This window comes from Erwinia sp. 1181_3, assembly GCF_052824965.1.
On the sequence record NZ_VTDE01000015.1, the window covers coordinates 22,335 to 47,639 of the forward strand.

Here is a 25,305-nt window from a genome sequence, read left to right on the forward strand (position 1 = left end):
CGCTGTGGCAGCACAAAGGGTTCATCTTCCTGTGACCGCCGTGATGGATTGCCAGTGGGTTTTTATAAAATATGCAGGATAATAGGCGCTGATTATCGCGACTTATCGGGAACATTATGGCAGGCAGACCAAGAGAATTTGACCGGCAGACGGCACTGGTTCAGGCCCGGGATCTGTTCTGGCGTCACGGCTATGAAGGGACTTCCCTGTCTGACCTCGTGGCGGCGCTGGGGATCGCCTCGGCACGTATTTATAAAGCGTTCGGCTCGAAAGAGCAGCTGTTCCGTGAAGCGATCGGCCATTACGAACAGCAGGAAGGGGGATTTGCTGAACGCGCCCTGCGGCACCCTGATATCCAGGTGGCCATCAGAGAGATGCTGGAAGAGGCCGTCCGTTTATATGCCCGCCCTGAGGCGCCGCTGGGCTGTATGGTGGTGTCGGCGACGGGCGCTTTAAGTGAAGATCATTCGTTGCTGAGTGAATGGCTGATGCTGCAACGCACCCGTCGCACCCGGGGGATCGTTGAGCGAATGCAGCAGGCGGCAGAGGCTGGGCAACTGTTAGCGGGAACCGATACGGAAAGCCTGGGAAACTATTACGCTACGGTGTTGCATGGGCTGTCTGTTCAGGCCCGTGATGGCGTCAGCCGTGAGGCACTGTACCCTGTGGTGCGTTGCTCACTGCTGCTGTTGCAGAGCACGCGCACACCCGAATAAATCGCGATATCACGGATGGCCCGCCGCCTCCCTGCGTTTGCCATCTGTGATCCCGCTATTCTGTGGTGATATAGCGCTGTCGGGTTCTATCAAAATGGTAATCGACGGTGATATCGGCCTTCTCGCTGTAGCAGTTCAGCCACACCATTTTTCCTGTGTTATCACTCTCCATATTCTGATAAATCGCCGTCATAAAGAAGCCAAACTGACACGGGGGCCGCTGCGGGTTAATCGTCTGGTCAGTGTTGCCGGTTTTTTTATTGACGACACTGATGCTGTCGATGGCGATGCCATCCGTGCTGGCCTGATAGTGGCCAATAAAGCTGTGGGTCGCGGTTTGCCCCCAGAAAGGAATATCAACCAGCTGGCCAGTGACGCTGCCCTCGTTGGTATTGTCCAGCGAGGTGGTGTGCTTCAGTGCAACGGCATAGCGTTTTTCCCCCTGCTGCCAGTGTCCGGTCAGCGCTTCGCCCTTGCGCGTCAGGCGAAACGGGCAGGAGTGCGTATCAAAACCCTTTTGTGTTCCCTGAACCAGCGCACGGTCATAGTCCTCTGCACCATGAACTTCACAGAGTTCGAGCGCGTCAGCGGTGCGTTTACCGTATAGCGGGATGGGGGCATGATACTTATCGTAATAATAGCTCCCCTTGATGTTGAGCCCACTGCCATAGCTGTCGTATTCCTGCAGTGACAGGTGTATCGGCCAGGCGCCGAGCGAACCTTCATAGTTATCGACCACATACCATCCAGCGTGGGCGCTGCCGGCGAGTAAGAATGCGGCGATCGTCAGGCCTGTTTTCATCTTCATGGTTCTCTTTTCTTCCCTGTATTTTCAGTGGTGATGGCTGCCTGTTCATCGGTAGCGCTGGCCTGTAACAGCCGGGTCATGGCCTGTAAATTAGTGGATTGTGTGCCTTTACGCCAGATCAGCCAGATGGCAATTTTGCCGCGTCCGCCGCTAAGCGGGTAGGATCGTACGCTGTCCCTGCCGGGCATACTGGCCAGCATGCTGGCGGGGATCAGCGCCAGTCCTGCCCCGGCGCTGACGCAGGCGAGAATACCGTGGTAAGACTCCATCTCAAAAATCTTACCTGGTGCGGCATCTTCCCGTGAAAACCAGTTTTCAAAATGCCGGCGGTAGGAGCAGTTGGCGCGGAACGCGTAGATAGTTGAACCGGAGATACTGGCCGCGCTGGGTACCGGAGGATGATTCAGCGCGGCGATCAGCACCAGTTCTTCGGCAAACACCGCCACGCCCTCCAGCTGCGGATGCTTTGGCGGCCCGTCAACAAAGGCGGCACTGTACTGTCCGGCCAGCACGCCATCGATCATATCCCCGGACGGGCCGGTGGTCAGATCCAGCTCAACCTGCGGCCAGGTCTGATGATAACGCGCAATCAGCGGCGGCAAGCGCACGGCCGCGGTGCTTTCAATCGCCCCCAGGGTGAAGATGCCGCTGGGATGCTGACCGGACACGCTCTGCCGCGCTTCTTCCGTCAGGGCCAGAATGCGCTGGGCGTAGTCGAGGAACGTTTTGCCGCTGTCGGTAATGTACAGACGCAGTTTTTCGCGCCGGAACAGGGCGCAGTCGAGTTCCTCTTCCAACTGCTTCAGACGTGTGGAAATATTGGACGGCACCCGGTGTAGCTTTTCAGCGGCCGCCGTGACGCTGCCTTCCTCCGCGATGGCACGGAAAATTTCCAGCTGGGCTAATTCCATATCATTCTCTTTTTGAGCCAATAATTTTCTTTATTATTCATTTTAAAAGAATCTATCGCAAGCCTATGATGACGGTATATCGCGTCGTTTGGGTTAATACGCGGTGCCACATTCTCTGTTTTTTGATAAGGCGGTCATCATGACAAATGTCTCTTCTGCGGTAGCAGTTTCACGTAATCCGGCGACGGGCGAGATCATTGCCCGTTATCCTTTCGCCAGCAGCGCGGATGTCAGCGAGGCACTGGCGTCTGTTAACTCGGCGTTTCAGCAGTGGCGCCACAGTGCAATGAGCGACCGTGTGGCGTTGTTGCAAAATATTGCGGGCGGACTGCGTCAGCAGGCCCAGGCACTGGCCGATATGATGACCCGTGAAATGGGCAAGCCTGTCGATCAGGGGCTGGCTGAAGTGGAAAAAAGCGCCAGGCTGTGCGAATGGTATGGTGAGCATGGTCCGGCATTCCTCAAGCGTGAACCGACGCTGGTGGAAGGTAACAAAGCCTTCGTGGACTATCTGCCACTCGGCCCGGTGCTGTCCGTGATGCCGTGGAACTTCCCGGTGTGGCAGGTGCTGCGTGGTGCTGTACCCATCATGCTGGCGGGCAACAGCTATCTGCTGAAACCGGCACCGAACGTGATGGGCTGTGCGCTGTTATTGCGGGATATTCTGACGAATGCTGGTGTGCCGCAGAACTTGTTTGCTGTCGTGAATGCTGACAATGACGGTGTGGCACAGGCGATCGGCGATAAACGTATTGCCGCCGTGACGGTAACGGGCAGCGTGCGTGCCGGTGCGGCCATCGCCGCGCTCTCCGGGGCCGCGATTAAGAAATGCGTTCTGGAGCTGGGCGGGTCCGATGCTTTTATCGTGCTGGCCGATGCAGATATCGATGCGGCCGTGAAGGGCGCTATCGCCGGGCGTTTTATGAACAACGGACAGATCTGTATCGCGGCAAAGCGCATTATTGTGGAGGCGGCGGTGTTTGAACAGTTCAGCGAGAAATTTGTCAGTGCCGTCAAAGCGATGAAAATTGGCGATCCGCGTGAGTCAGGGACCTGGATTGGCCCGATGGCACGCTTCGATCTGCGTGATGAACTGGATGCGCAGGTGCAGGCAACGTTGAAAGAGGGCGCCACGCTGCTGCTGGGCGGCCACGCGCTACCGGGAGAAGGGAACTGGTATGCACCAACGGTTCTCAGTGATGTCAAACCCGGCATGACCAGCTTTGATCAGGAACTGTTCGGGCCGGTGGCCTCGCTGATTGTGGCAGACGATGCTGCGCATGCCGTTGAGATGGCCAATGATTCTGAGTTCGGCCTGGGCGGCAGCCTGTGGAGCCGCGATCTTGCCAGGGCACAACAGCTGGCGTCGCAGATTGAAACGGGGGGGATGTTTATTAACTCCCCGAGCTTCTCCGATCCGCGTGTGCCGATCGGTGGCGTGAAGAAAAGCGGGTTTGGCCGTGAGCTGTCACACTTCGGCCTGCGTGAGTTTACCAATACTCAGACGGTCTGGATTGAGTCCTGATTGTCTTCGGCCGCCGGGTAGTGGCTGCTGAGCCAGTGCTCAAGACCTTCCGGTGCCAGAGGGCGTGAATAATAAAACCCCTGGATCTCATCACAGCCTAAACGCTGCAATGAGGCCAGGGTTTGCTGATCTTCCACCCCTTCGGCCAGTACCACATAGTGCAGCTCTTTCAGCATGGTGATGACATGGCGGGCGATAACTTCGCTGGCCGGGTCGTGAGAAAGCTTCTGGATCAGCGATCGGTCCAGCTTTATCACATCCACCGGAATACGGCACAGCGTATTGATATTGCTGTAGCCGGAACCAAAGTCATCCAACGCTATGCGGAAACCGCGCAGCTTAAGTTTATCCAGCCCCCGCCGTGCATCAGGATTCCCCAGTACCTGCTCGGTCTCAAGACATTCAATGCACAAATCGTCGGGATTAAGCCCGGCATTGAGCATTTTCTCTTCCAGCTTATCGGCAAAGTCCGCACGTGAAAAATCACTGACGCACAGATTCACCGAGGCCGGCAGATTCAGCCCGGTACTGCGCCACTGACGCAGCTGCGCCAGGGTGTGGTCGATCACCCAGTCCGTTAACTCTTCCATCAGGCTGGTTTGTGCCACCAGCGGGATAAATTCATCCGGCGGAATATTGCCGAACAGCGGATGATCCCAGCGCAGCAGGGCTTCCAGTCCGACCGGTTTACCGTGCAGCAGGGAGATCTGCGGCTGATAAACCAGATACAGCCCTTTGTTGCCGCGCAGCGCTGCCGCCAGGTCATGCAACAGGCGGAAGTTCTGGCTGTTACGGCCATCACTGTCAGCATTGTAGGCCATGTAACTCTGCTTCAGCGTGATGGCTTCATGCAGGGCGCTGACCGCCCGACGCAGCACTTCAGTGACCTGTGACTCTGCCGGAACAAAGCTCACCTCACCGAGATGCGGTTTAGCATCAATCGTAATATTGTCAAAAATCTGGGCGCGTATGCCGCCGAGCCGCTTGCTGAGCTCACGGGCGCGGGCACCATTATTCTTGCCACTCAACAACGCAAAACGGCCAACCGCGACGGTATACAGCACGTCGTCATCTTCCAGCTGCAGACGCGAACGCAGCATGGATGTCAGTTCTTTGAGCAGGCTTTCTACCGCATTCATTCCCACCGAACGTGCAATTTCATAAGCCCGAGGCATATCAATGCAGTCGATAAGGGTCAGATGATGAGTCTCATCGTTACCGGCCTGCTGCAACAGTTCGATATCTTTCAGCAGGCGCTGACGATTCGGTAACCGGGTCACCACGTCCTGATAACCGGCAATGTACCACGCATCCAGATAGCCGATGACCAGACCGGCTAACAGCTCCAGCAATTCAATTTTATCATCAGAAAATGTCTGAGGTTTGACATCGGTAACGCACAGGGTGCCGATGAGTATGCCATCACGATTACGCAGGGGAGCACCGACATAGAACCTTATAAAAGGCTCCCCAAGCGTTAGGGGATGCTGGCTGAAGCGCGGATCACGATGCGTATCGTTGCATACCAGCACGGTTCCCAGCGCCAGCGTATGGCGGCAAAAAGCATTCTGCAGTGACGTTTGTTTAAGGTCGAAGTTACAGGATGCTTTTATAAACTGATTCTCGTCATCGAGAATGGAGACAAAGCTGCCGGGGATGCCCAGCAGTTCACTGGTCAGCCGGGTAAATTTTTCGAGAATATCATCACGGTCCGCATCATCGGCCTTCAGCATCTCAAGGGCAGCGAGGCGTTTAGCCTCGTCGCTACAAAAAGTCCCGCTCATATTCAGATTCGCTTTCCAGATTATCGGCCGTGAAGCGGGGCCAGGCTAGGATCGGTATCGGCGGTTTTTAGCCAAACTTTATTGATTACATGACGAAATTGTTTAATCAATAAAAATGTGTAAAAGAAGCGAAAAATATCAGAGGGATACAGGCGGCTGTGCCTGACGTGCGCAGACGTTTTCAGAGGAGCCGGCGCAATACTGGCACGTGCTGACGCACATTCTGCGGATAGCCTTGTGCAAAAGAAGCGTGAATATGTTGAGTAACCTATCGTGTATCCTGAATGGTGTTTCCATTTGGATGATGTTGCGGGCCTGCTTTACGCCAGCGTGCAGCGGCTGTTCAAACGGGTGTTGTAATCTTTCCCTTCTCAGGATGCGACTATGAGTGATTTCCCTGACATTTCTATCGGCATGCTGTTGTTCCCCGGATTAACCTCGCTGGATTTGACCGGACCGTATGAAGTTTTTGCCTGTGCGCCTGGGGCGAAAGTCCACCTTATCTGGAAGTCCCTGGACCCTGTCATCTCCGATCGCGGGCTGGCGATGCTTCCGACACAGACCTTTGACAGTTGTCCGCAGCTGGATGTGATTTGCATACCTGGCGGGCCGGGGCAAATTGTCCTGATGGACGATGACAGCACGCTCGCGTTTATCCGACAGCAAAGCCAGCAGGCCAGGCTGGTGACCTCGGTCTGTACGGGTTCCCTGATCCTCGGTGCGGCGGGTTTGTTGCAGGGATATAAGGCCACATCTCACTGGTCATCCATCGACCAGCTTGCTTTGTTGGGCGCAGAACCTGTCAGTGAGCGGGTGGTTCGGGATGGTAATCGTATTACCGGTGCGGGCGTGACGTCGGGTATCGACTTTGCGTTGTATGTGGTGGCGGAACTTTACGGCGTTGAAACTGCTAAAAATATCCAGCTGGGGCTGGAATATGATCCCGAGCCGCCATTTACTACCGGATCTCCGCATTCCGCACCGCAAGAGCAGGTCAGGATGATGAGAGAACGGCTTGCCCCCTTTATTGAAAAGAGACGATTAGCGACGCTGAAAGCGGCGGGCAGATTGAAAGGGTAAACCTGTTTTCTTCCGGGTTTCAGGTAAGGCGGTGTTGAGGTGATTAAGCTTGCAGAAAATATTGGCTCGTCGCCATACCCTGATATCTAATTTAACATAATTAACGTTATACGAAGTTAAATTATTGATTTTTATGATTAAATTTCATGTGAGAATCCATCAAACGGATATGTATCTGTAACGTTGTTACCGGGGAAAAGCGAGTTTTCCCCGTCTTTCTATCTGTTACCTACTGAACACGGCTTCCAGCTTATCGATCTGTGCCTGCCACTCGGCCGGGTTGTTTTTCCGGAAATTGCCAAGATTGAAGAGCTTCCATCAACCATATTGACCTCAAGTTTGATGAGCACACCATTTTCCGTCGCCTGCAGCTTGCATACATCTGTGCGGTGCTGGACCTGTATGCTACCCCTAAGCGCCTGAATATTGTGCTGAACACGCTGCAATGCCTGATTGATGCCGGTTAGGCTTTCAGCACGCTCAGCAATCGGTACATAAGTGAGATCGATATCTACGGATAATCTTGGCATTTCGCGGTAGAAAAGATTGATGGCGGTGCCGCCATGCATGGCAAAGCACCCTTCTTTTGCAACTTCGGGAAGCACATCCAGCAGCAGCTGGACCTGTTTTTTGTATTTATCCTTCATAATGCTGACTCCAGTTCCCTTGGGATGGTTATCTGATATCTGGCGTTAAAACTTCCGCCTGGAACGATGACCCTCTTACCACTTCCAAGATCGATTTTTTCAATTTTGAGGAAATTAAACCAGTCGTGGCCTGCCTTTTCTGCCATGTACAGGAAGAGCCGCTTCACTTTTACCGATGTACAGTTTTCGAGCAGACTCTGTACGGTGACGGGGCGCAGATTATTCAACCCTTCCATCAGTTCGTAGACTTCAAGCAGTGGTTGGTGATCAGGAGCAAGATAGAGGCACTCTAGTAGGGCACGAGCCGGACTAGATACTTTCACGTTGAATGACTTATGGTCCAGTTCAACGAGGCCGAGGTCTGGCGGTAGAAATCCTGATGATTTGCACTCAATATTCACGCCCCAGTGATAACTGTCATACCACTTGGGTAGCTTCTCCCTCTGGGAACCAAACAGCATCGCGCGTTGTTCATTGAAGTCCAGATAATGTGCGCGACCCTGGAGGGAAAGTGCCGTTTTGGCTCCGGGGTGGATTGTCATACCCAGTTGTGACTGCAAAGCATAGATGCCGCCCAGATAGTCAACCTGGTCCCCCTCGCGTATCAGAGCACCTGTTCCTATTGACCGGAACCACTGGCTTTTACGGTATTGTTTCTGCAACTCCGCGCTATAACCCTGCTCACTCAGCCACGCAGATGTGAGTACCACTCCGGCAGGAATGGTACTCAACAGGAGGTTTAATTTTGATTGTTTATCGGTATTCATAATGCCTTTATAGATGTATTTTTAAACAAATACAAATTAGAGGGTTAAAAATAAATAATTTTAGGTATTAAAAGTACCGATAAATTGAAAATAATAAACCTTCTCGTGCAAAGCGGCTTGGGTGTATGCCTAATATGTCAGTGAAATTTCCCGCTGGGGCTGGAGCTGCCGGCTTTGCGTGGCAGAGAAGACCTCCTGCTGAAAGCGATTCAGAGGGAAAATGAATAACACCTGTATTTTGTGTTTTATGCCTTAAATTTTACCTGAACCACGTAATAATGGAGTTATGTGGCTTTTCTTCGCTATGCTATAAATCTATAATAATGGGTGTTAACCTCAATTTATGGTTTTAAAACGCGTCATGATGGATTTAACTCTCAGTAAGCCTGATGAAATTGTTAAGTTGCTCTGCGAGCGGCTGCGCAAAGAGCGCCTCCTGCAACAAATGACCCAGGCCGACGTGGCTGCCAGGGCGGGGATCGGTGTGAACACCGTGTCCAACCTGGAGTCCGGGCGCAATGTGGGGTTTGAAAATCTGGTGAGAGTGGCGATGGTACTCGGCCGTGGGAAAGAGCTGGAGTCGCTCTTTGCCCCTCAGATCGACAGTCTGGACGATTTGCTGCGCTTTGAGAAAACCGCCACCCGTCAGCGGGTCAAAAAGAGTACGCATCATGGTGAATAAAGTGGATGTCTGGTACGAAGGATGGGGCGACCGCTGGCTCTGGGGATCGCTGGTATCCTCTACGGCGCTCACCGGGCGACCGGTGATCCTGTTTGAGTACAGTGAAGAGGCCATCCGTCGTGGACTGGAGTTGGCCTCCCTCACCCTGCCGCTGAAAGGCCCACGCTTACGCAGAGACTTCCCTGTTCACCAGATGGGCCTTCCCGGCCCTGTTTACGACGCGCTCCCTGATGGCTGGGGCATGCTGTTAATGGACAGACTGTTTCGCCAGCGCGGGCTCAATGCGGCACGGATTGGACCGTTAGAGAGACTGACCTGGATCGGCAACAATGCGATGGGGGCGATGTCATTTGAACCGTCGCAGGCTGATGCCGCAGGCCAGGTTGAAGAGATTGCCCTTGCGCAGCTCTCAGCAGAAGTGCAGGACGTACTGGAGGGCGAAGGCGGTGAATTTTTGCAAAGGCTGTTGCAGATGGGCGGTTCTCCACAGGGTGCAAGACCGAAAGCGTTGCTGTACCGCGATCCGGATAGCGGTCACTTCAGCACCGCCAGCACTCCCGGGCTTGAGGCCTGGCTCATCAAGTTCCCTGCCCGGCAGGAGCATCCGGAAGTCTGTGCCATCGAAGCTGTTTATGCCCAGTGTCTGCGTGAATGTCGTATCAGTACGCCAGACACCGCGTATTTTGCCCTTCCCAACGGACAGGCTGCTTTTGCTTCGCGGCGATTTGATCGGCAAAACGGCCTGCGTGTACCGATGCAGAGTCTTGCGGCTTACACCGGGGCCAATTATCAGGTGGCGGGCGTGCTGGACTACACCAATTTTCTGCGTGCCACCCAGTTGTGCACTAATGATGTCAGGCAGAAAGCGCTGGCATTTGAACGGGTAGTGTTCAACGTGGTGTTCAACAATCGCGACGATCATCCGAAGAACGTCGCGTACTGCATGTCAGCCAGTGGCGAGTGGACGCTGGCCCCGGCATATGATGTGACGTACTGCGAAGGCCCGGGTGGCTATCATCAGATGGACGTGATGGGCGAAGCGCTGGATATTGGCCGTGAACATCTGCTCGCACTGGGTGAACAGGAAACGGAACTGACCGCGTCGCAGATAGAGGCGATGCTGGAGAAGCATTGTACCATTGCCTCCGGTTTTGCCAGCAAGGCGGAGGAGCTGTTTCCCGGACGCATCACCGCTGAGACACTGCGCACCCTTCAGGGGCGTATCGATGACAATATTGCACGCATGCAGAAGTAGTTTTCGTCCGCCGGCTGGCCGTTCCGCCATTCGTTAAACATTCTCATTCTTGTGCTACCACACGGGCAGCATCCCATAATCCCATCATATGAATAATGGCCCGTTCCACGGCTGCCAGTGGCACATTATCCCGCGCAAGTGTCGATATTCCCACCAGGAAACTGTCAAAGCTGACGGCCAGTGCCAGTGTGTCCTCGTTATCCGATAACTCACCGCTGCTGATGCCCCTTTTTACGCAATGCAGTATTCCTTCACGGGTACGGCGGCGGGACGCCTCCAGCGGCATGAGGATATGTCTGTTTTCTGCCGTGCAGGTAAACATGGCACTGAGTGTGACCATACATCCCCTGGGATGCTCAGCCCCGTACTGCATCCGGGCTGAATGTATCAATGCTGTCTCCAGTGCCTGCCGGGCAGGCAACCCACTGTCCCACAAAGATTCTGTCACCTGTGCATGCGTGTTCAGATAACAGTTCACGGCCTCATTAAAAAGCGCCTCTTTTGACCCAAAAGCGGCATAAAAACTGGGGGCTGTAATCCCTTTGCCTATTGATGCTTTCAGCATCGCGAGTGAGGTTGAATCGTAACCATGTTCCCAAAAAAGGTGCATGGCTTTTATCACCGCGTCATCCCGATCGAACTGTCTTGGTCGGCCTGTTTTCATTATCACCTCCTCCGCGATTTATACTAATCGATACATATTTAATTGACAACGCTGAGAGCTGCAATGCAACATATGTATCGATCGGTATATATTATATACCCGTGATAGCGCCCTCGTCGCCTGAAGCGATAACGGCAAGCCCCGAATTGACTGAACAGGTTGAATGATGAACGTACAGCAACGCACCAGAGAAGCTCAGCAACTGCCCGTATTTGCCCTGCTTGCCCTGGCGATGGCAGGCTTTATCTGCATACTGACCGAGACCATACCCGCCGGACTCCTGCCGGAAATGAGTGCCGGACTCGATATTTCACCGTCTCTGGCCGGGCAGCTGGTGACGGCATATGCAGTGGGGTCGCTACTGGCCGCCATCCCCCTCACGATGATGACCCGAACATGGTCACGCCGATCCGTTCTTCTCAGCACGGTGTGCGGATTTCTGATTTTCAACACGCTGACGGCGCTGTCATCTCATATCACCGTCATTTTAATCGCACGTTTTCTCGCTGGCGCGTCAGCAGGCCTGGCATGGAGCCTGATCGCCGGGTATGCGCGGAAAATGGTCGTTCCCTCGCTTCATGGGCGGGCGCTGGCACTGGCGATGGTCGGCACGCCGATTGCCTTGTCTCTCGGGGTGCCGGCAGGCACATTGATGGGTGGACTTCTGGGATGGCGCCTGACGTTTGCGGTGATGTCAGGACTGTCGGTCATCCTCATTGGCTGGATACTTCTGGCCGTCCCCAATTACCCGGGTGAGCCAGGCACCAAAGGCGTCAAGCTGGGTTCCGTGTTAGGTCTTCCCGGCGTGCGCTCCGTTCTGGGGGTTGTCCTCGCATGGATGCTTGCACATAATATTTTGTATACCTTCATCGCGCCGTTTATTGCCCCTGCGGGTCTGGCCGGAAGCATTGATCGGGTCTTGCTGGTCTTTGGTATTGCTGCCCTGGGCGGGATCTTTATCACAGGCAGAATTATTGATACCCATTTACGTAAAGCGGTGCTGCTGTCACTGTCAACTTTTGCGGCGGTGTCCCTCGTTTTTGGTCTGGATGCGAGCAACCCGGCGGTGATTTACACTGGCATAGCCCTTTGGGGGCTGACGTTTGGCGGCGCGGCAACACTGCTCCAGACGGCGCTGGCGGATGCTGCGGGTGAGCATGCCGATGTGGCGTTATCGATGAATGTGGTGACGTGGAACAGCGCTATCGCGTTGGGAGGCATGACAGGCGGTTTGCTGCTGGAACATTATGGAACGGGGTCTTTTCCCTGGGCTCTCCTCGTGGTGTTAATGGTTGCTGTTATAGTTGTTGTGCGTTCAGAGCAGGGGTTCCCGATCGCCAGCCGGCAATCCCGTGAGCCAGTAAGTCATCAATAGTTTTTCAGGTGATGGCCTCTTAAACAATATTTTCATCCGACCGCAACCTTTGCCTGCGGTCGGGCGAACCTCTGGTTAAGGTCATCAGGCGCTGTCGCCTGTCCCCACACTGGAGAGATCATGATGCGTATGAAAAACACTCTGAGTACCCTGGCTGTTGCTGCCGTTCTTGGCCTGGCATTGCCTGTGACGTCCGCCTTTGCCGCCCTGGCGGTCGGTGAAAAAGCCCCTGACTTTGAGCTTAAGGCGGCGCTGGCCGGAAAACCGACCACCTTCTCACTTCAGCAGGCATTGAAAAAAGGCCCGGTCGTGCTGTACTTCTTCCCCGCTGCCTTTAGCGCCGGCTGTACGCTGGAAGCCCACGACTTCGCTGAAGCCACCGACGAATTTACCCAACAGGGTGCGACGGTGATTGGTGTGACCGCAGGGAATGTGGATCAGATTGCCAAATTTTCCCAGCTGGAGTGCCGCGACAAATTTACCGTTGCCGCCGATCCGGGCGCGAAAGTTGCCGGCGAGTATCAGAGCACCATGCAGATGAAGGGGCAGACGTTGTCTGACCGTACCTCCTATGTCATCGCGCCGGACGGCAAAATCCTGCTGAGTTATACCGATAAGAACCCGGATGCGCATATCCAGAAAGCGATGGATGCTGTGAAAAAATACCGTCAGGCCAACCCGGCATAACCTTGTTCACTTAAGCAGGTAAAGTATGCTGACTGCCATCGCAGCCGCCTTTCTGGGCGGCATGATCCTGAATCTGATGCCGTGCGTGTTTCCGGTGATTTCACTGAAAGCACTGAGTCTGATCCGCCATCACGACCAACCCGCTCAGGCCCGTGCGGAAGGGCTGGCATTTCTCGGCGGGGTGGTGATCACCATGCTGCTGCTGGCCGGCGCATTATTGCTGGCCCGTGCGGGTGGGTCGGCCGTTGGCTGGGGCTTTCAGCTCCAGTCACCGCTGGTGATTGCCCTGCTGATTCTGGTCATGCTGGCGTCAGCGCTGAATCTGTTTGGGCTGTTTGAAGTGGGGCTCTCGGTACAGCGTGTGGGGGAAGTGGGCAGCGGGCGCGGCGGTTTAACGGGATCCGCGCTCACCGGGGCACTGGCGATTATCGTTGCCACGCCCTGCAGTGCACCGTTTATGGCCAGTGCCGTTGGCTATGCGCTGACGCAGCCGCCGCTGGTCAGTCTGGCTATCTTTACCGCACTGGCGCTCGGGTTTGCCGCGCCGTTTACCCTGGTCTCCTTCTTCCCGTTGCTGGCACGCGTGTTGCCTGCGCCGGGGGCCTGGATGGTGACGCTGAAACATGCACTGGCATTTCCAATGTTGGGCGCCGTCGCCTGGCTTATCTGGGTCCTCGAGCGGCAGGCTGGCTCTGCGGCGCTGGCGCTGATTCTGGCCTGCTGCCTCGTGCTGAGTTTTGCCGCATGGCTGTATGGCATCGCGCAGAAACGCCGTATGATGGGACGCCGCCACTGGCCGCAACACCTTGCCACAGCGCTGTTTGTGCTGCTGGTGGTGCCGCCGCTGGCCAGTCTGACCTCACTTTCTTCACAGACGGAGGCGGACGAGGGTACGGATGCCGCCGCTGCGGTGGCCTGGTCACCGCAGAACGTTGATGCCATCAAAGGACAGGGTAAACCGATTCTGGTGAACTTTACTGCCTCATGGTGCATCACGTGCCAGGTGAACGATCGGACATCGCTCTCAACACAGGCGGTCAAAGCCGCGATGGCGCGTACCAGTACGATTTATATGGTCGCGGATTCGACAAAATACAATCCAGATGTGGAACAGGCGCTCAGTGATTTTGGACGCGGTGGTCTGCCGCTCTATGTGGTGTACCCCGCCGATGGTGGCAAACCTGTGGTGCTGCCGCAGGTGCTGACGCCGCGTATCGTGATCGACGCGCTCGACCATGCAACAGAAACCGGGAAAAAAATCTAATGCGATCTGTGTGTGAATGCCAGCGCAATGTCTTCTGACGCTGCGCTGAATATCAGGGCAGTGAATGGCTGAAACGGATACCCGGGCGCAGACGTGGCCGCATCTGATGGCCAGTGCGCAGGCGGGAGATCAGAACGCCTATAACCAACTGCTGAAAGCGATGGTGCCTGCCATCCGGGCCTTTGCACGCCAAAAAATCCGTGATGAAGCGCTGGTGGAAGATGTGGTTCAGGAGTCACTGCTGGCGATCCATCGTGTGCGGCAGACCTACGATCCGCAGCGGCCGATCCTGCCCTGGGTGGCTGCGATAACGTCGGCGCGGGCCATTGATGCGTTACGCCAGCGCGGACGTCGCCCGGAAGTTCAGGATGATGATGCCTTACTGAACCAGGCTGCTGAAAGCGACGGCGCTGAAAACAGAGAACGGGCCGTTCAGGATGAATTAGCCGGATATCTGGGCAGTCTGCCTGCACGTCAGCGCGAGATGGTGGAGAGTGTGCATCTGCGCGAGCAGAGCCTGGCGCAGGCCGCTGCCGCCAGCCATCTGTCAGTGTCTGCCGTGAAATCACTGTTGCATCGCGCGATGCTCAACCTGCGTAAATATGGACGGGGGAATGATGAAAAATCATGACCAACTGATCGACACACTCAGCCAGTCAGCCCGGCCCGTAAAACGTACCTGGCCCGTCGGCTGGCGTGTGGTGGCCTGGATTATCACCGTGCTGCCCTGTGGCATGCTGAGCAGTTGGGCATGGCACAGCCGTTTCACCGACTGGTCCCAACCGGGGGCGGGGCTGGCGCTGCTCACCCTGGTGCTGGCGTTTGGCATAGGGGCCAGTGCGATGGCCGGGGCGTTTACGTTGAGTATTGCCGGCCTAAATCCGCTCAGGCTGAGGTGGGCCGCATTGCTGGCCGTGGTCTGGCTGGCGATCAACCTGCTGAACACGGCCTCTGCTGCCGCGACTGCCGGCGCCGGGCGTTTTGGCGAAGGTATTCACTGCTATCTGTTTATGCTTTCGGCCAGCCTGCCGATGATGGTGATTTCGATTGTCTGCCTTAACCGCACCCGCTCTCTTTATCCACGACAAAGCCTGGCGCTGGCGGGGTCGGGCATCGCTTTTATGTCATCGACGCTGCTGTCGCTGTGCCACGAAGTTCACCTGCACAGGCTTGATTTTACGATGCACCTGGCCGCAGGTGCGACCATTGTGTTGCTGACAGTGCTGACCGGGCGGCGCTGGATACAGCTGAGCCGCTAGCTATGTCGTTTATCGTTAGCCGTTAGCGCGATCAGCTGGGCCAGCTCAGGAAGGCATGAACCACAGTTGGTGCCGCATTTCAGCGCTGTACCCAGTGCGGCTGGGGTGCCGCATCCTCCGGCAATGGCGTTCAGGATCTGATTTTCTCCGATGCCAAAACAGCTGCAAACCGTTTTTCCACGTGCCTCACCTCCCCGCTGCCTTCCTGCCAGTAATGCAAAGCGTCCGGCAGCATCAGTGGGGGGCTCGCTGAAGGCGGCAACCACCGCGGGGGCGTCGATCGCCGGCCTCTCTGCGGCACTCCAGAACGCCAGTGCCAGCCTGCCTTGTTGCCAGCCCAGCAGATGAAAGTATTCGCCCTCAGCCTGAGCGGTTTGCAGCGCCATCTCATGTAATAAACCCTGCTGATGCAGCCAGCTTTGCGCGTCACCCTGCCCGGCCAGCAGCCAGCGTGTAACGCCGTTTTCCGCAATGCGTGACCACCAGACCCCTGCGCCGGGCTGCCAGTCACCAGGCAGACAGAGTACAGCCTGCCAGTCACTTTGCCAGCGTCGTACGCGCACTGCCGTCTGCTTACTCTCCGGCTGCCCGGAGTGCGGACAGACGTTGGCAGCGATAAGCGCATCCACGTTACCGTGGCTGGAGAACTGCCGATTCCAGTGCATCGGTACAAAGAGGGAACCCGGTTGCTGATCTTCGCTGAGGCACGCACGGCACACTATCCAGCCATTTTCTGACTGAACGCGTACCAGATCACCTTCTCGCAGATGATACCGGGCGGCATCCTGCGGATGCAGCTCACAGAAGGGTTCGCTGATGTGCTGCATCAGCCGCGGCACGTTGCCGGTGCGTGTCATGGTGTGCCACTGGTCGCGGATGCGGCCGGTATTCAGCAGCAGCGGCCAGCGCTCATTTTGCTGTGCGACGGGCAACGTGGGCACCACCGGGAGCATGCGGGCTTTGCCATCAGGGTGGAAGAAACGGCGATCGCTGAATAGGCGTGTACACCCTGCGGGATGTGCGGCGTTAACCGGCCACTGTATCGGTTTCAACGTATCCCACTGCGCGTTAGTGATATCCGCCAGTGCGCTGATATCAAAGGCCCGGGTGCCCTGGTTCTCAAAGCCCGAGAGTGCCGCGTGCTCCCGGAAAATGTCTGCAGGATGCTGCCAGTTAAACGCTTCAGGAAACCCCATACGCTGTGCGACCCTGGCGAGGATCCACCAGTCCGGGCGTGAGTCGCCTGCCGGTGCAACAAAACCACGCTGACGTGAAATCCGGCGTTCAGAGTTGGTCACCGTGCCGTTCTTTTCCCCCCATCCCTGGGCGGGTAACAGTATGTCGGCCAGTGCAGTGGTGTCCGTCTGTGCACAGACGTCCGATACGATCACCAGCGGACAGCGCTTCAGCGCCTGCGTCACCGTCAGACCATCCGGCAGTGACACTGCCGGGTTGGTGCCCATAATCCACACGGCTTTGATTTTCCCGCAGCCGATAGCGTGAAACAGATCGACGGCCATCAGACCGGGTTTATCGGCTACCCCCGGGCTGTGCCAGAATCGTGCCACCCGATCCACCTCCTGCGCGCTGAACCCCATATGCGCCGCCAGCTGGTTGGCCAGACCGCCCACTTCGCGGCCCCCCATCGCATTGGGCTGCCCGGTCAGTGAAAATGGCCCGCTGCCTGCCCGGCCGATTTTTCCGCTGGCAAGGTGGACATTGATAATGGCGTTACATTTGTCACTGCCGCTGCTCGACTGGTTGATGCCCATACAGTAGAGCGTCAGTGCGTTGCTGGCGTGAAGGAACAGCTGGAAGAACGTTTCCACCTTCTCCTGTGGCAACTGGCAGAAGTCCGCTACCGCTTCGCTGCTCCATGCGGATGCGGATTCTGACGTCTCATCCAGCCCGTTAACGACCGCACGCATCTCGTTATCGATACCGCCATGCTGCGCCAGCCAGTTCAGCAAACCGGTGAACAACGCGGCATCGCTGCCCGGCTTCAGCGCCAGATGCAGGTCGGCAATATCGCAGGTGGCGGTACGCCGTGGGTCAATCACCACTACGCGCAGGCGGGGATTCTCTTTACGGGCCTGAACCAGGCGTTGGAACGCCACCGGGTGCGCCCAGGCGGTATTGGAACCCGCCAGGATCACCAGATCGGTATGGTTCAGGTCGTCATAGCAACAGGGGACGGCATCTGCACCCAGTGCCCGTTTGTAGCCGACCACTGCCGAGGCCATGCAGAGCCGGGAATTAGTATCAATATTGGCCACGCCGAGAAAGCCTTTCATCAGCTTGTTAGCCACATAGTAATCTTCGGTCAGAAGCTGCCCTGAGGCGTAAAAGGCCACGGCTTGCGGGCCGTATTCGCCGATCACCGTCTGTAGGCGGTCTGCCACCGTGTCCAGTGCGCTTTCCCAGCTTACGCGCTCACCGTTGACCTGCGGATGCAGCAGGCGGCCCTGATGGCCGAGTGTTTCGCCCAGTGCCGCCCCTTTGACGCAGAGGCGGCCCAGATTGGCCGGGTGCTGTTTATCACCGCTGACCTGCACCCTGTCACTGTCATCGCGGGTGATGGTCACTCCGCAGCCGACACCACAGTAGGGACAGGTGGTGTTCATGAGGCTACCACCTGAACCTGCGCCATCTCCTCACTGGCTACCCAGACCCGGTCCTGTTCGATTTTCACCGGCCAGCAACGTACGGCGAGCCCGCTACCGTCAAGCGCCTGACCATCACTCAGGCGGAAACGCTGCTTATACAGCGGTGAAATGACCATCGGTTCGCCGCCTGCATCGCCCAGTATGCCGCGTGACAAGACGCTGGCCCGCGTGCCAGGTTCGTTATCATCCAGCACGAAAACCCGATCGTTCAGGCGGAACAGTGCAATGCGCTGGGTTCCGATGCGCGCGCCAATCCCGGCCTGCGCCGGAATTTCATCCAGTCGGCAGATATCGGTCCAGGGAAGAGGGGTGGCATCCTGCACAATCGCCAGAGGCGCATCGGACGGACGTATCTGCCCGCGTTCCTGCTGCCACTGCACGGTTTCATCAGGCAGGCTGCTGTTGAGTGTTGAACGGAACAGAGCCAGACGGTCCGGGCTTTCCAGCGTGGTACGCCATTCACACTGGTAGCTGTCTACCACCCGGGCCATCTCCTGTTCCAGCTCATGAGCAATGCCGAGCGAGTCGTCAATGACGACCTGGCGCAGGTAATCCAGCCCTCCTTCCAGATTGTCCATCCAGACGCTGGTTCTCTGTAGCCGGTCACCGGTGCGGATGTAAAACATCAGCAGGCGGTCGACGTAGCGGATCAGCGTGGCGTCATCAAGATCGCTGGCAAACAGGTCGGCGTGGCGAGGTTTCATACCGCCGTTACCGCAGACGTAAAGATTCCAGCCCTTCTCGGTAGCGATCACGCCGATATCTTTGCTCTGTGCCTCCGCACACTCACGGGTACAGCCAGAGACCGCCATTTTGATTTTGTGCGGCGCGCGCAGCCCCTTATAGCGATTTTCCAGCGCAATCGCGAAACCCGTGGAGTCCTGAACACCGTAGCGGCACCAGGTGGAGCCCACACAGGATTTCACCGTGCGCAGTGATTTTCCGTAGGCGTGCCCGGTCTCAAATCCTGCGGCCAGCAGCGTCTCCCAGATATCCGGCAGTTGTTCGAGGCGGGCACCGAACAGGTCGATGCGCTGCCCGCCGGTAATTTTGCTGTAGAGATTATAGCGCTCTGCGACCTCGCCAATGGCAATCAGGCCACGTGCGGTGATTTCACCCGCCGGGACCCGTGGTACCACTGAGTAGGTGCCATCCTTCTGAATATTGGCAAAGTAGCGATCGTTAGTGTCCTGTAACGGCAGATGCTGAGGTTTAAGCAGGTACTCATTCCATACCGATGCCAGCAGTGATCCCACCAGAGGTTTGCAGATCTCACAGCCCAGCCCGCGGCCATGCTTCGCCAGCAACGCATCGAAACTCTTGATCTCTCCGACGCGGATCAGGTGATGCAACTCCTGGCGTGAGTGGGCAAAGTGTTCGCAGATATCCTTTTTCACCTCCACGCCCTGACTGGCCAGCTGATACTCCATCACCTGTTTTACCAGCGCTGTGCAACCGCCGCAGCCGGTAGCGGCTTTGGTACAGCTTTTTAACGAAGCCATATCGCCACAGCCGCCGGATACCGCTGCACAGATATCGCCTTTGCTGACGTTATGACAGGAGCAGACCTGGGCACTGTCCGGCAGCGCTGCCACGCCAAGCGCTTTTACCGCCCCGCCTTCCCGCTGCGGCAGGATCAGATGTTCCGGAGCGGCAGGCAGCGGCATACCGTTCAGCATCATTTGCAGCAGCGTGCTGTACTCGCTGCTGTCGCCCACCAGGATCCCACCCAGCAGCTGTTTGCCATCGGCAGAGACGACAATTTTTTTAAAGATTTCCTGCGGTTCATTGTTCCAGTAGTAGCTCTTGCTGCCAGGCGTGCGGCCGTGGGCATCGCCAAACGATGCCACCTCCACGCCCAGCAGTTTCAGCTTTGTGCTCATATCGGCACCGGTAAATGCGGCTTCTTCCCCGGCCAGTACCGCCGCAGCCACGCGTGCCATCTGATAGCCTGGTGCCACCAGCCCAAAAATTTGCCCGTTCCACAGTGCACATTCGCCAATGGCCAGAATATCGTCATCGGAAGTGATACAGCTGCTATTGATATCGATACCGCCACGGGGTCCGAGGGTCAGCCCGGCAGCGGCAGCCAGCTGGTCACGCGGGCGTATACCCGCTGAGAACAGCACCAGGTCCGTGTCGATCTGGCTGCCATCCGCGAAGCGGAGCTGTAAGCGGCCATCCTGCTGACGGACGATCTCCTGGGTGGATTTACCGGTGAGCACCTGTACCCCCAGCGCATCGATTTTGTGCCGCAGCATGGCCGCCCCGCCCTCATCCAGTTGTACGGCCATCAGGCGCGGGGCAAACTCCACCACTGCCGTTTCCAGACCGAGCTGCTTCAACGCATTGGCCGCTTCCAGGCCTAGCAGACCACCACCAATCACCACGCCGTGCCGCGCGCTCTGTGCTTTAGCGGCGATGCCATCAAGGTCATCCAGCGTGCGATAGACAAAGCAGCTGTCGCTGTCCCCACCGGGGATGGGCGGCACAAAAGGCCAGGACCCGGTGGCCAGTACCAGTTTGTCCCATGCCATCTCGTGACCGCGGGTATCACGAACACAGCGGCGCTGGCGGTCAATTTCCGTTACCGCACAGTGGGTGCGCAGTTCGATGCCATAGTCGTCGAAAAAATGGTCACTCACCATCGACAGCTCGGCGTGACCCTTACCGGCAAAATATTCCGAAAGATGTACCCGGTCGTAGGCCATATGGCGCTCTTCACCGTACACCACAATATGGAACTGCTGATGCAGCTGTCGGTTAACCAGTTGCTCAAGGAAATGGTGGCCCACCATGCCGTGGCCAATAACAACAAGAGTCGGTTTGCTCATCTGATGATGTCCTGCAGCCTGTGGCTGCGTTGTGTGTTCCGGGTTAAGCAGCAGGTGCGGACTCTGTGGGGTCGCGTTCTGCAGGTGGGCAAGCAGGGTGGCGCTGTCGCCGGTATCCCCGTAAAGCAGGATCCCCACAAGCTGTTGCTGTCGAAAAAAAAGGCGCCGGTAGTGACCCGCAATGGGATCAAAGGCGCTGGCGCTGTGCCGGTTTTGTCGTGAGGAGATATCCCCGGCGCTGAACATCTCAATGCCGCTGACTTTCAGGCGAGTGCCATTGTCTTCACTGACATAGTCCGCAACGGGCATGCCCGCCAGCCGCTGTGCCAGCACCTTTGCCTGGGCGAAACAGGGGGCGACCAGACCAAAGGTTTCACCCTCGATTTCACAGCACTCACCGAGCGCGCTGATACCTGCCAGGGCGGTACGACACTGACGGTCTACCACCACGCCGCGCTGGCAGGGGATCCCGGCTTCACGTGCCAGCGCGGTGTCGGGTATCACGCCGATAGCGATAAGCACGCAGGTGGCGGGAAGCCGGGTGCCGTCACGCAGCGTTACCCTGGTCGGATCGACACGGCTCAGCGCGGTGTCGAGGCGGCAGTCGATACCCCGCTGCGCCAGTGTGGCGGCCAGCAGACCACCGGTTTCTGGATCAAGCTGCCGATCCATCAGCCAGCTGTTTCGATGGATCAGCGTGACCGCGCGTCCGCGCAGGCGCAGGGCCGCGGCAGCTTCGATACCCAGCAGTCCGCCGCCCAGTACGACCACAGGGCCCGTGCTGTTGAGCATCTGTTCGACATCTGCCAGGGTGCGAAATCCCTGAACATGCGGCAGCCGGATACCGGGGATCTCAGGAAAAACCGGCAGTGAGCCGGTGGCCAGCACCAGCTGATCCCACTTCAGGGTCCGCTGTCCGGTGGTCAGCGTTTGTCGGTGCGAGTCCAGTGATGTCACGGTTTCTCCGCTGTACAGCGTGATGCCGTGCTGGTGGTACCAGTCGGGCGTATGCAGCAGTGTCTCCTCGAAGGCTTTTTCACCGCCCAGTACCGGAGAAAGCATGATGCGGTTGTAGTTGCCCAGCGGTTCACGGCCAATCACTGTGATGCGGTAACGGCCAGGCACCAGTTGGCACAGGCTTTCCACCATACGCATGCCTGCCATCCCATTGCCGATCACCACCAGATGTTCCGCCATGATGTGCCCCTTATGCCGCTGACTGTTTTTCGTAGAGGAAATGCAGCACGCGCTGACGCAACTGGTGATACTGTGGGTCATCCGCCAGCGCCACCCGGGAACGGGGACGGGGCAGTGTTACATTCATGATCTCGCCAATTTTTGCCGCCGGGCCGTTAGTCATCATCATCACGCGGTCGGAGAGCAGCACCGCTTCGTCGACGTCATGGGTGATCAGCACGATGGTGGTATTCAGTTTTTGCTGAATACTCATCACGGCGTCCTGCAGACGGGCGCGGGTCAGCGCATCCAGAGCCCCAAAAGGCTCATCCATCAGCAGCACTTTGGGTTTCATGGCCAGCGCGCGGGCAATACCGACGCGCTGTTTCATGCCGCCGGAGAGCTCGCCCGGCCGTTTATCACGGGCATGCCCCATCTGCACCTGTTCAAGATTTTCCAGGATCCATTCGTGTCGTTCTGCCTTGCTCATACTGCCTTTAAAGACCTGGTTTACCGCCAGCGCCACGTTGTCGTAGGTGGTCAGCCATGGCAGCAGCGAGTGGTTCTGAAACACCACCGCTCTCTCTGGTCCCGGCCCGGCGATCTCCCGGTTATCACACAGCAGACCGCCTTCGCTGGGCAGCGTCAGTCCGGCGATCAGATTCAGCAGCGTCGATTTCCCGCAGCCGGAATGCCCGATCAGGCTCAGGGTTTCGCCTTTGCGGATGCTGAAGCTGACGTTATCCAGCGCGAGGAAATCGCCCTGGGCGGTGTTAAAGCGCTGGCTGACTTGCTGTACATCAATAATGTTCGGCATTATTTGTTCTCCTGCTGGCTGTCATGCCAGGAAAAGCGGCGTGCGAGCAGCATCAGCACCTGTTCCAGCAGCAGACCGACCACACCGATAATCGCAATGGCGATAAGAATGTTTTCCACGTTGAGGTTGTTCCACTCGTTCCAGATCCAGAATCCGATGCCCAGGCCTCCGGTGAGCATCTCGGCGGCGACGATGACCAGCCAGGCAATGCCAATGGAGAGGCGTACGCCGGTCAGTACCGCGGGCAGCACCGCCGGGAACAGGATTTTGCGCATAATGGTGAATTCGGAGAGGTTGAGCACCCGCGCAACGTTGAGGTAGTCCCGGGGAATTCTCTGCACGCCTTCTGCCGTATTGATCACCATTGGCCAGATGGAACAGATGAAAATAGTCCAGCTGGAAGCCGGTTCTGCGCGCTGGAACAGCAGCAAACCAATGGGCAGCCAGGCCAGCGGGCTGACGGGGCGCAGCAGGGCAATAATCGGGCTGAACATGCGCCCTAAAAACAGAAATCTTCCCAGCAGAAAGCCCGCCGGGATCCCGACCAGTGCCGCCAGGCCAAACCCGATAGCGACACGCTGCAGCGAAGCCAGGACGTTCCAGCCAATACCCTGGTCGTTGGGCCCGGCGTTGTAGAAGGGATCGGCGAACAGCGTGACTGCCGCCTGCCAGGTGGAGAGCGGTCCGGGAAAACCGGTGCTGTAGAGTGCGGCAATCTGCCACACGCCCAGCAGCAGGATCATCCCACATACGCCAGGAATGATGCGCTGGAACAGCGGGCGCAGCGTATAGCGTCGCCGCGTTTTAGGTGCAGGGTGGTTATTCAGCGGGATGATTTGTGCATGCTGCGTGGTGGTTTCGTTCACCAGCGGTATGACGGTTGCCTGATTTTTCATGACTGACCTCCTGCTTTGAGGGCGAAACTGGCGGCATACTCTGCCGGATTGCTGCCATCCCAGACTTTGCCGTCGATCAGGGTGCTGCTGCGCATCCCGCTCTGCGGGAGTGAGATGCTGCCTGCCGCGCTGGCTGCCTGTGTGTAGATATCAATGCGGTTAACCTGCTTTGCCACGGCCAGATAATCCGGCTCCTGTTTCAGCAGACCCCAGCGTTTTTGCTGCGTGAGGAACCACATTCCGTCAGACAGCCAGGGGTAGTTGACCTGCCCGTCGTTGAAGAAACGCATCGGGTGTGCATCCTGCCAGCGTTTTCCCAGACCGTTGTCGTAGTGGCCCAGCATGCGGCCCTCAATGGTTTCAGGTTTGGTGTTGAGGTAGGCGCGGCTGGCGATCACCTGCGCGGTTTCACGGCGGTTGTCGTCAGAGGCATCGATCCAGCGTGCGGCCTCCAGCACCGCGGCGGTGAGTGCCCGCGCGCTGTTAGGGTTCTCGTTCACCCATGCTGCACGGGTGCCCAGGATTTTTTCCGGATGATCGGGCCAGATATTCTGGGTGGTTTCGGCGGTAAAACCGATGTTGTCGCTGATGGCACGCTGGTTCCATGGCTCGCCTACGCAGTAGCCGCTCATATTGCCGATTTTCATGTTCATCACCATCTGTGGCGGCGGTACCACGACGGTACGGACATCGGCAAAAGGGTCGATACCGGCATTGGCCAGCCAGTAATAAAGCCACATGGCATGGGTGCTGGTGGGAAAGGTGTGAGCAAAGGTGTAGCTGCCTGCGGGTTGAGCTGCAATGGTCTTTTTCAGCCCCTCCGCCGTAGTGACGCCTGCTTCTTTCAACTGATTTGATAGCGTGATTGCCTGGCCGTTTTGATTCAGTGTCATCAGGTTCGCCATATCATGCTGTGGCCCGGCGACACCCAGCTGCAAGCCATAGATCATGCCGTACAGCACATGTGCAGCATCCAGCTCTCCCGAGGTGAGTTTGTCGCGCACGGCAGCCCAGCTCGCTTCTTTGGTCGGAGTCAGGGTGATGCCATATTTTTTGTCGAAGCCTTTTACCGCCGCCATAACGACGGGGGCACAGTCCGTTAAGGGAATGAAGCCTACCCGAATATTGGTTTTCTCCGGGGCATCGGAGCCGGCAGCCCAGACGCTGTTCATCAGCCCGGGAACAAGGTAGCTGCCGCCCAGAAGGGCGCTACCCGTAAGAAATTGACGTCTGGATAGCGGAAAAATCGGTTTGCTCATCGTCTGGCTTCCTGAAAAAAAGCATAAAAAAAGGCGTCCTACCGGCATGCCTGAGCATGCGGTTGGACGCCTTTATCCAAAGCACTCTTACACCGCCATTGGTGCAAAAATGCGTGATTATGTTTTTTTAGTCATGCAAGCGATGTGCCAGGTCAGGAGAGGAAGGAATAACCGCATGGTGTCAGGCGTTTGCCGTGCGGGTTATCCTGTTGAGAAGTTCACAGCGAACGACC

Annotated in this window: 21 protein-coding genes and 1 pseudogene; 10 read left to right on the forward strand and 12 right to left on the reverse strand. The window is 57.0% G+C overall.

Going from position 1 to position 25,305, the window contains the following annotated elements:
* The first annotated feature begins 116 nt into the window (after positions 1–116).
* The gene (locus tag FY046_RS22125) at positions 117–716 is read left to right on the forward strand and encodes a TetR/AcrR family transcriptional regulator (protein ID WP_446186488.1); all 600 of its coding nucleotides are present in this window, start codon (positions 117–119) and stop codon (positions 714–716) included.
* A gap of 55 nt (positions 717–771) precedes the next feature.
* Here the strand turns inward: FY046_RS22125 and FY046_RS22130 are convergent, their stop codons facing one another.
* On the reverse strand, positions 772–1,524 hold the full coding sequence (locus FY046_RS22130; protein WP_192933218.1) for a hypothetical protein: 753 nt from the start codon (positions 1,522–1,524) through the stop codon (positions 772–774).
* Entirely contained in the window at positions 1,521–2,435 is a 915-nt protein-coding gene (gene ptrR / locus FY046_RS22135) for a putrescine utilization regulator PtrR (protein ID WP_446186489.1), read from the reverse strand. The genes FY046_RS22130 and ptrR overlap by 4 nt, the downstream gene beginning before the upstream one ends.
* Before the next feature lie 139 nt (positions 2,436–2,574).
* On the opposite strand from ptrR, the gene FY046_RS22140 reads away from it, so the two are divergent.
* On the forward strand, positions 2,575–3,960 hold the full coding sequence (locus FY046_RS22140; protein ID WP_421507949.1) for an NAD-dependent succinate-semialdehyde dehydrogenase: 1,386 nt from the start codon (positions 2,575–2,577) through the stop codon (positions 3,958–3,960).
* Here FY046_RS22140 and FY046_RS22145 read toward each other — a convergent pair.
* Positions 3,936–5,744 carry a sensor domain-containing diguanylate cyclase gene (locus tag FY046_RS22145; protein ID WP_133846754.1) on the reverse strand — a complete coding sequence of 603 codons (1,809 nt, stop codon included), beginning with the start codon at positions 5,742–5,744 and terminating at the stop codon, positions 3,936–3,938. The genes FY046_RS22140 and FY046_RS22145 overlap by 25 nt on opposite strands.
* Positions 5,745–6,128: 384 nt before the next feature.
* Here FY046_RS22145 and FY046_RS22150 point away from each other — a divergent pair, with 384 nt between their 5' ends.
* Complete coding sequence (locus tag FY046_RS22150) at positions 6,129–6,824, forward strand: DJ-1/PfpI family protein (protein ID WP_446186490.1); 696 nt, start codon at positions 6,129–6,131, stop codon at positions 6,822–6,824.
* Between the two features lie 218 nt (positions 6,825–7,042).
* On the opposite strand, the gene FY046_RS22155 is transcribed toward FY046_RS22150, so the two are convergent.
* The gene (locus tag FY046_RS22155; protein WP_421507952.1) at positions 7,043–7,471 is read right to left on the reverse strand and encodes a nucleotidyl transferase AbiEii/AbiGii toxin family protein; all 429 of its coding nucleotides are present in this window, start codon (positions 7,469–7,471) and stop codon (positions 7,043–7,045) included.
* Complete coding sequence (locus FY046_RS22160) at positions 7,468–8,238, reverse strand: type IV toxin-antitoxin system AbiEi family antitoxin (RefSeq protein WP_446186491.1); 771 nt, start codon at positions 8,236–8,238, stop codon at positions 7,468–7,470. Before FY046_RS22160 ends, FY046_RS22155 begins: the two co-directional genes overlap by 4 nt.
* A 364-nt stretch (positions 8,239–8,602) precedes the next feature.
* On the opposite strand from FY046_RS22160, the gene FY046_RS22165 reads away from it, so the two are divergent.
* Positions 8,603–8,920 (forward strand): helix-turn-helix domain-containing protein, encoded by a 318-nt coding sequence (locus tag FY046_RS22165; RefSeq protein ID WP_133846801.1) that lies wholly within the window; start codon positions 8,603–8,605, stop codon positions 8,918–8,920.
* Positions 8,910–10,175, forward strand: a complete 1,266-nt coding sequence (locus tag FY046_RS22170) for a type II toxin-antitoxin system HipA family toxin (RefSeq protein ID WP_133846756.1) — start codon at positions 8,910–8,912, stop codon at positions 10,173–10,175. The genes FY046_RS22165 and FY046_RS22170 overlap by 11 nt, the downstream gene beginning before the upstream one ends.
* A gap of 43 nt (positions 10,176–10,218) precedes the next feature.
* Here FY046_RS22170 and FY046_RS22175 read toward each other — a convergent pair whose 3' ends face one another.
* Both FY046_RS22175 and FY046_RS22180 read right to left on the reverse strand, forming a co-directional pair.
* Positions 10,219–10,515, reverse strand: coding sequence for a hypothetical protein (locus FY046_RS22175; RefSeq protein ID WP_374760163.1), 297 nt, complete (start codon positions 10,513–10,515; stop codon positions 10,219–10,221).
* 150 nt (positions 10,516–10,665) lie between these two features.
* Positions 10,666–10,839: pseudogene (locus FY046_RS22180) on the reverse strand (TetR/AcrR family transcriptional regulator); the annotation flags it as partial.
* A 163-nt stretch (positions 10,840–11,002) separates the two neighbouring features.
* Here FY046_RS22180 and FY046_RS22185 point away from each other — a divergent pair.
* The 5 genes from FY046_RS22185 (at position 11,003) to FY046_RS22205 (ending at position 15,424) form a co-directional block, all read left to right on the forward strand.
* Positions 11,003–12,214 carry an MFS transporter gene (locus FY046_RS22185; protein WP_244290511.1) on the forward strand — a complete coding sequence of 404 codons (1,212 nt, stop codon included), beginning with the start codon at positions 11,003–11,005 and terminating at the stop codon, positions 12,212–12,214.
* Between the two features lie 123 nt (positions 12,215–12,337).
* Positions 12,338–12,901, forward strand: a complete 564-nt coding sequence (locus FY046_RS22190) for a peroxiredoxin (protein ID WP_133846804.1) — start codon at positions 12,338–12,340, stop codon at positions 12,899–12,901.
* A gap of 25 nt (positions 12,902–12,926) precedes the next feature.
* The gene (locus tag FY046_RS22195; RefSeq protein ID WP_446186492.1) at positions 12,927–14,165 is read left to right on the forward strand and encodes a protein-disulfide reductase DsbD family protein; all 1,239 of its coding nucleotides are present in this window, start codon (positions 12,927–12,929) and stop codon (positions 14,163–14,165) included.
* Positions 14,166–14,229: 64 nt separating this feature from the next.
* Complete coding sequence (locus FY046_RS22200; protein WP_133846758.1) at positions 14,230–14,796, forward strand: sigma-70 family RNA polymerase sigma factor; 567 nt, start codon at positions 14,230–14,232, stop codon at positions 14,794–14,796.
* Positions 14,783–15,424, forward strand: a complete 642-nt coding sequence (locus FY046_RS22205; RefSeq protein WP_446186505.1) for a DUF1109 domain-containing protein — start codon at positions 14,783–14,785, stop codon at positions 15,422–15,424. The genes FY046_RS22200 and FY046_RS22205 overlap by 14 nt, the downstream gene beginning before the upstream one ends.
* Here FY046_RS22205 and FY046_RS22210 read toward each other — a convergent pair.
* From FY046_RS22210 to FY046_RS22230, 5 genes are read right to left on the reverse strand one after another with little or no spacing between them, the layout of a single operon-like run.
* Positions 15,421–18,048: a nitrate reductase gene (locus FY046_RS22210; protein WP_200643720.1), complete on the reverse strand. Its 2,628-nt coding sequence runs from the start codon at positions 18,046–18,048 to the stop codon at positions 15,421–15,423. The two genes, FY046_RS22205 and FY046_RS22210, sit on opposite strands and share 4 nt — an antisense overlap.
* A complete protein-coding gene (gene nirB, locus FY046_RS22215; RefSeq protein ID WP_446186493.1) occupies positions 18,045–22,121 on the reverse strand; it encodes a nitrite reductase large subunit NirB in 4,077 nt (1,358 codons plus the stop codon). The genes FY046_RS22210 and nirB overlap by 4 nt, the downstream gene beginning before the upstream one ends.
* 10 nt (positions 22,122–22,131) lie before the next feature.
* The gene (locus tag FY046_RS22220) at positions 22,132–22,917 is read right to left on the reverse strand and encodes an ABC transporter ATP-binding protein (protein ID WP_133846761.1); all 786 of its coding nucleotides are present in this window, start codon (positions 22,915–22,917) and stop codon (positions 22,132–22,134) included.
* Entirely contained in the window at positions 22,917–23,813 is an 897-nt protein-coding gene (gene ntrB, locus FY046_RS22225) for a nitrate ABC transporter permease (protein WP_171149752.1), read from the reverse strand. Before ntrB ends, FY046_RS22220 begins: the two co-directional genes overlap by 1 nt.
* Positions 23,810–25,072 (reverse strand): CmpA/NrtA family ABC transporter substrate-binding protein, encoded by a 1,263-nt coding sequence (locus FY046_RS22230; RefSeq protein WP_133846763.1) that lies wholly within the window; start codon positions 25,070–25,072, stop codon positions 23,810–23,812. Before FY046_RS22230 ends, ntrB begins: the two co-directional genes overlap by 4 nt.
* Positions 25,073–25,305: the final 233 nt, after the last annotated feature.

What these genes read in the sequence shown, in the direction of transcription:
- FY046_RS22125 (WP_446186488.1), top strand. Translation starts at nt 117, where the DNA reads ATGGCAGGCAGACCAAGAGAATTTGACCGGCAGACGGCACTGGTTCAG.
- FY046_RS22130 (WP_192933218.1), bottom strand. Translation starts at nt 1,524, where the DNA reads ATGAAGATGAAAACAGGCCTGACGATCGCCGCATTCTTACTCGCCGGC.
- ptrR (WP_446186489.1), bottom strand. Translation starts at nt 2,435, where the DNA reads ATGGAATTAGCCCAGCTGGAAATTTTCCGTGCCATCGCGGAGGAAGGC.
- FY046_RS22140 (WP_421507949.1), top strand. Translation starts at nt 2,575, where the DNA reads ATGACAAATGTCTCTTCTGCGGTAGCAGTTTCACGTAATCCGGCGACG.
- FY046_RS22145 (WP_133846754.1), bottom strand. Translation starts at nt 5,744, where the DNA reads ATGAGCGGGACTTTTTGTAGCGACGAGGCTAAACGCCTCGCTGCCCTT.
- FY046_RS22150 (WP_446186490.1), top strand. Translation starts at nt 6,129, where the DNA reads ATGAGTGATTTCCCTGACATTTCTATCGGCATGCTGTTGTTCCCCGGA.
- FY046_RS22155 (WP_421507952.1), bottom strand. Translation starts at nt 7,471, where the DNA reads ATGAAGGATAAATACAAAAAACAGGTCCAGCTGCTGCTGGATGTGCTT.
- FY046_RS22160 (WP_446186491.1), bottom strand. Translation starts at nt 8,238, where the DNA reads ATGAATACCGATAAACAATCAAAATTAAACCTCCTGTTGAGTACCATT.
- FY046_RS22165 (WP_133846801.1), top strand. Translation starts at nt 8,603, where the DNA reads ATGGATTTAACTCTCAGTAAGCCTGATGAAATTGTTAAGTTGCTCTGC.
- FY046_RS22170 (WP_133846756.1), top strand. Translation starts at nt 8,910, where the DNA reads ATGGTGAATAAAGTGGATGTCTGGTACGAAGGATGGGGCGACCGCTGG.
- FY046_RS22175 (WP_374760163.1), bottom strand. Translation starts at nt 10,515, where the DNA reads ATGGTCACACTCAGTGCCATGTTTACCTGCACGGCAGAAAACAGACAT.
- FY046_RS22185 (WP_244290511.1), top strand. Translation starts at nt 11,003, where the DNA reads ATGATGAACGTACAGCAACGCACCAGAGAAGCTCAGCAACTGCCCGTA.
- FY046_RS22190 (WP_133846804.1), top strand. Translation starts at nt 12,338, where the DNA reads ATGCGTATGAAAAACACTCTGAGTACCCTGGCTGTTGCTGCCGTTCTT.
- FY046_RS22195 (WP_446186492.1), top strand. Translation starts at nt 12,927, where the DNA reads ATGCTGACTGCCATCGCAGCCGCCTTTCTGGGCGGCATGATCCTGAAT.
- FY046_RS22200 (WP_133846758.1), top strand. Translation starts at nt 14,230, where the DNA reads ATGGCTGAAACGGATACCCGGGCGCAGACGTGGCCGCATCTGATGGCC.
- FY046_RS22205 (WP_446186505.1), top strand. Translation starts at nt 14,783, where the DNA reads ATGAAAAATCATGACCAACTGATCGACACACTCAGCCAGTCAGCCCGG.
- FY046_RS22210 (WP_200643720.1), bottom strand. Translation starts at nt 18,048, where the DNA reads ATGAACACCACCTGTCCCTACTGTGGTGTCGGCTGCGGAGTGACCATC.
- nirB (WP_446186493.1), bottom strand. Translation starts at nt 22,121, where the DNA reads ATGGCGGAACATCTGGTGGTGATCGGCAATGGGATGGCAGGCATGCGT.
- FY046_RS22220 (WP_133846761.1), bottom strand. Translation starts at nt 22,917, where the DNA reads ATGCCGAACATTATTGATGTACAGCAAGTCAGCCAGCGCTTTAACACC.
- ntrB (WP_171149752.1), bottom strand. Translation starts at nt 23,813, where the DNA reads ATGAAAAATCAGGCAACCGTCATACCGCTGGTGAACGAAACCACCACG.
- FY046_RS22230 (WP_133846763.1), bottom strand. Translation starts at nt 25,072, where the DNA reads ATGAGCAAACCGATTTTTCCGCTATCCAGACGTCAATTTCTTACGGGT.